The 5,376-nt window shown below is 54.5% G+C and carries 3 rRNA genes; all 3 read left to right on the forward strand.

Annotated features, from left to right (window positions below):
• The first annotated feature begins 95 nt into the window (after nt 1-95).
• The 3 genes from ON062_RS13600 to rrf all read left to right on the forward strand — a co-directional run bounded on the left by ON062_RS13600 (nt 96) and on the right by rrf (nt 5,365).
• Nucleotides 96-1,617: ribosomal RNA gene (locus ON062_RS13600) — 16S ribosomal RNA — on the forward strand.
• Nucleotides 1,618-2,043: 426 nt separating this feature from the next.
• A 23S ribosomal RNA gene (locus ON062_RS13605) occupies nt 2,044-5,149 on the forward strand.
• A 99-nt stretch (nt 5,150-5,248) separates the two neighbouring features.
• Nucleotides 5,249-5,365 (forward strand): 5S ribosomal RNA (rrf, locus tag ON062_RS13610).
• The 16S, 23S and 5S rRNA genes sit together here, the layout of an rRNA operon.
• Nucleotides 5,366-5,376: the final 11 nt, after the last annotated feature.

Below are 5,376 nucleotides of genomic sequence, written 5' to 3' on the forward strand. Positions count from 1 at the left end.
GGGGGTTGGCGTTATGGATTGTCAGCAATGACATCTTTTTGGTCAGTTCAAACTCGCTGCTCCTGCCTTATTCCGGTGGGGGTATGCATTGTTTCTTTACGGAGAGTTTGATCCTGGCTCAGGATGAACGCTGGCGGCGTGCTTAACACATGCAAGTCGAACGGTGAAGCAGGGCTTGCCCTGTGGATCAGTGGCGAACGGGTGAGTAACACGTGAGCAACCTGCCCTGGACTCTGGGATAAGCGCTGGAAACGGCGTCTAATACTGGATATGAGGCGTGATCGCATGGTCATGTTTGGAAAGATTTTTCGGTCTGGGATGGGCTCGCGGCCTATCAGCTTGTTGGTGAGGTAATGGCTCACCAAGGCGTCGACGGGTAGCCGGCCTGAGAGGGTGACCGGCCACACTGGGACTGAGACACGGCCCAGACTCCTACGGGAGGCAGCAGTGGGGAATATTGCACAATGGGCGGAAGCCTGATGCAGCAACGCCGCGTGAGGGATGACGGCCTTCGGGTTGTAAACCTCTTTTAGCAAGGAAGAAGCGAAAGTGACGGTACTTGCAGAAAAAGCGCCGGCTAACTACGTGCCAGCAGCCGCGGTAATACGTAGGGCGCAAGCGTTATCCGGAATTATTGGGCGTAAAGAGCTCGTAGGCGGTTTGTCGCGTCTGCTGTGAAATCTGGGGGCTCAACCCCCAGCCTGCAGTGGGTACGGGCAGACTAGAGTGCGGTAGGGGAGATTGGAATTCCTGGTGTAGCGGTGGAATGCGCAGATATCAGGAGGAACACCGATGGCGAAGGCAGATCTCTGGGCCGTAACTGACGCTGAGGAGCGAAAGGGTGGGGAGCAAACAGGCTTAGATACCCTGGTAGTCCACCCCGTAAACGTTGGGAACTAGTTGTGGGGTCCATTCCACGGATTCCGTGACGCAGCTAACGCATTAAGTTCCCCGCCTGGGGAGTACGGCCGCAAGGCTAAAACTCAAAGGAATTGACGGGGACCCGCACAAGCGGCGGAGCATGCGGATTAATTCGATGCAACGCGAAGAACCTTACCAAGGCTTGACATACACGAGAACGCTGCAGAAATGTAGAACTCTTTGGACACTCGTGAACAGGTGGTGCATGGTTGTCGTCAGCTCGTGTCGTGAGATGTTGGGTTAAGTCCCGCAACGAGCGCAACCCTCGTTCTATGTTGCCAGCACGTAATGGTGGGAACTCATGGGATACTGCCGGGGTCAACTCGGAGGAAGGTGGGGATGACGTCAAATCATCATGCCCCTTATGTCTTGGGCTTCACGCATGCTACAATGGCCGGTACAAAGGGCTGCAATACCGTGAGGTGGAGCGAATCCCAAAAAGCCGGTCCCAGTTCGGATTGAGGTCTGCAACTCGACCTCATGAAGTCGGAGTCGCTAGTAATCGCAGATCAGCAACGCTGCGGTGAATACGTTCCCGGGTCTTGTACACACCGCCCGTCAAGTCATGAAAGTCGGTAACACCTGAAGCCGGTGGCCCAACCCTTGTGGAGGGAGCCGTCGAAGGTGGGATCGGTAATTAGGACTAAGTCGTAACAAGGTAGCCGTACCGGAAGGTGCGGCTGGATCACCTCCTTTCTAAGGAGCATCTGGAGATCTTCGGGTCTTCCAGGCGCCGGATCAGAGCGAATGTCTCTGCCGGTTAGCTCATGGGTGGAACATTTGACGAGGCTCTGTCTGATGATCTCGGGTCTAGTACATCACTTCGGTGGTCGGAACGGTTTGGGTGAGTTGGGTGGGGCGTGCACGTTGTTGGGTCCTGAGGGACCGGGCACCACGTTTGGTGGTGACGTTTCTTCTGGGTCCATCCTGGTGGCTGGCGCATGCTGGTTGCGGGGTGGGTACCGCCCGTACTTTGAGAACTACACAGTGGACGCGAGCATCTTCGCAATGACCCTCTCACCCTCTCTTTGGGGGTTGTTGTGTGAAAGATGATCTTAAAGATCATTAGTCAATTTCTGATCCAAACTTTGTTTGGGTCGAGTTTTGATTCAACTCATGTGATTTCAAGTCTTTAAGAGCAAACGGTGGATGCCTTGGCATCTGGAGCCGAAGAAGGACGTAGCAATCTGCGATAAGCCTCGGGGAGTGGATAAGCACACTGTGATCCGAGGGTGTCCGAATGGGGAAACCCCGCTGGGCAGCGTGCTGACCTAGTGACTCCCGCCTGAATATATAGGGCGGGTAGAGGGAACGTGGGGAAGTGAAACATCTCAGTACCCACAGGAAGAGAAAGCAACAGCGATTCCGTGAGTAGTGGCGAGCGAAATCGGATCAGGCTAAACCTAGCGTGTGTGATAGCCGGCAGGCGTTGCATGTTGGGGGTTGTGGGACTTTTCTGATGCTTCTGCCGAAGTGTCGACGTTACAAGAAGGTATAGACGAACCGCATTGAAAGGCGGGTCATAGAGGGTGCCAACCCCGTAGTCGAAATGCTTCTCTTGGCGTGAAGAGTATCCCAAGTAGCACGGGGCCCGAGAAATCCCGTGTGAATCTGTCAGGACCACCTGATAAGCCTAAATACTCCCAGATGACCGATAGCGGACAAGTACCGTGAGGGAAAGGTGAAAAGTACCCCGGGAGGGGAGTGAAATAGTACCTGAAACCGTTTGCTTACAAACCGTTGGAGCCTCCTTAGTAGGGGTGACAGCGTGCCTTTTGAAGAATGAGCCTGCGAGTTAGCGATATGTGGCGAGGTTAACCCGTGTGGGGTAGCCGTAGCGAAAGCGAGTCTGAATAGGGCGATTCAGTCGCATGTCCTAGACCCGAAGCGAAGTGATCTATCCATGGCCAGGTTGAAGCGACGGTAAGACGTCGTGGAGGACCGAACCCACTTAGGTTGAAAACTGAGGGGATGAGCTGTGGATAGGGGTGAAAGGCCAATCAAACTTCGTGATAGCTGGTTCTCTCCGAAATGCATTTAGGTGCAGCGTTGCGTGTTTCTTGCCGGAGGTAGAGCTACTGGATGGCCGATGGGCCCTACAAGGTTACTGACGTCAGCCAAACTCCGAATGCCGGTAAGTGAGAGCGCAGCAGTGAGACTGTGGGGGATAAGCTTCATAGTCGAGAGGGAAACAACCCAGACCACCAACTAAGGTCCCTAAGCGCGTGCTAAGTGGGAAAGGATGTGGAGTTGCTGTGACAACCAGGAGGTTGGCTTAGAAGCAGCCACCCTTGAAAGAGTGCGTAATAGCTCACTGGTCAAGTGATTCCGCGCCGACAATGTAACGGGGCTCAAGCACGCCACCGAAGTTGTGGCATTGACATTATTGGTAGGCCTTCGTGGTCCAGCCGTGTTGATGGGTAGGAGAGCGTCGTGTGGCCAGCGAAGCGGCGGTGTGAACCAGCCGTGGAGGCTACACGAGTGAGAATGCAGGCATGAGTAGCGAAAGACGTGTGAGAAACACGTCCTCCGAAAGACCAAGGGTTCCAGGGTCAAGCTAATCTTCCCTGGGTAAGTCGGGACCTAAGGCGAGGCCGACAGGCGTAGTCGATGGACAACGGGTTGATATTCCCGTACCGGCGAAGAACCGCCCAAACCAATCCAGTAATGCTAAGCATCTGAATCCCAGTGACTGATCCCTTCGGGGTGACGCTCTGGGCCTAGCGTGCGACCCTATGCTGAGGCGGTTAGCGTATTAACAGGTGTGACGCAGGAAGGTAGCCCAAGCCAGGCGATGGTTGTCCTGGTGCAAGTGCGTAGGCCGAGTCATAGGCAAATCCGTGACTCATACAGGCTGAGACACGATGCGGATGAAAAGTGGGTGATCCTATGCTGCCGAGAAAAGCATCGACGCGAGGTTCTAGCTGCCCGTACCCCAAACCGACTCAGGTGGTCAGGTAGAGAATACCAAGGAGATCGAGAGAATCGTGGTTAAGGAACTCGGCAAAATGCCCCCGTAACTTCGGGAGAAGGGGGGCCATCCACTTATTAGGATTTACTCCGAAAGGGTGTGGTGGCCGCAGAGACTAGTGGGTAGCGACTGTTTACTAAAAACACAGGTCCGTGCCAAGTCGCAAGACGATGTATACGGACTGACGCCTGCCCGGTGCTGGAAGGTTAAGAGGACCGGTTAGCCGTAAGGCGAAGCTGAGAATTTAAGCCCCAGTAAACGGCGGTGGTAACTATAACCATCCTAAGGTAGCGAAATTCCTTGTCGGGTAAGTTCCGACCTGCACGAATGGCGTAACGACTTCCCAACTGTCTCAACCGCGAACTCGGCGAAATTGCATTACGAGTAAAGATGCTCGTTACGCGCAGCAGGACGGAAAGACCCCGTGACCTTTACTACAGCTTGGTATTGGTGTTCGGTGTGGCTTGTGTAGGATAGGTGGGAGACTATGAAGCATGGACGCCAGTTCATGTGGAGTCATTGTTGAAATACCACTCTGGTCACTCTGGATGTCTAACTTCGAACCGTAATCCGGTTCAGGAACAGTGCCTGGTGGGTAGTTTAACTGGGGCGGTTGCCTCCCAAAAAGTAACGGAGGCGCCCAAAGGTTCCCTCAACCTGGTTGGCAATCAGGTGGCGAGTGTAAGTGCACAAGGGAGCTTGACTGTGAGACTGACAGGTCGAGCAGGGACGAAAGTCGGGACTAGTGATCCGGCAGTGGCTTGTGGAAGCGCTGTCGCTCAACGGATAAAAGGTACCTCGGGGATAACAGGCTGATCTTGCCCAAGAGTCCATATCGACGGCATGGTTTGGCACCTCGATGTCGGCTCGTCGCATCCTGGGGCTGGAGTAGGTCCCAAGGGTTGGGCTGTTCGCCCATTAAAGCGGTACGCGAGCTGGGTTTAGAACGTCGTGAGACAGTTCGGTCCCTATCCGCTGCGCGCGTAGGAAGTTTGAGAGGATCTGACCCTAGTACGAGAGGACCGGGTTGGACGAACCTCTGGTGTGTCAGTTGTTCCGCCAGGAGCACCGCTGATTAGCTACGTTCGGGATGGATAACCGCTGAAAGCATCTAAGCGGGAAGCCGGCCTCAAGATGAGACTTCCATACCATTTATGGTGAGAGGCTCCCAGCCAGACTACTGGGTTGATAGGCCAGATGTGGAAGCGTGGTAACACGTGCAGCTGACTGGTACTAATAAGCCGATGACTTGATAACACACCGTTTTAGGTGCTTGCGTCCACTGAGTGGTTCTCGATGTACGGTCGAGAACCCCACAACACTTCAGTTGTGGACTGATTGAAACATCAATAGTGTTTCGGCGGCCATAGCGAGAGGGAAACGCCCGGTCACATTCCGAACCCGGAAGCTAAGCCTCTCAGCGCCGATGGTACTGCAGGGGGGACCCTGTGGGAGAGTAGGACACCGCCGGACTTCCTTTAAAC

Origin of the sequence: Microbacterium sp. C7(2022) (assembly GCF_028823665.1) — a bacterium.
Classification (GTDB): Bacteria; Actinomycetota; Actinomycetes; order Actinomycetales; family Microbacteriaceae; genus Microbacterium.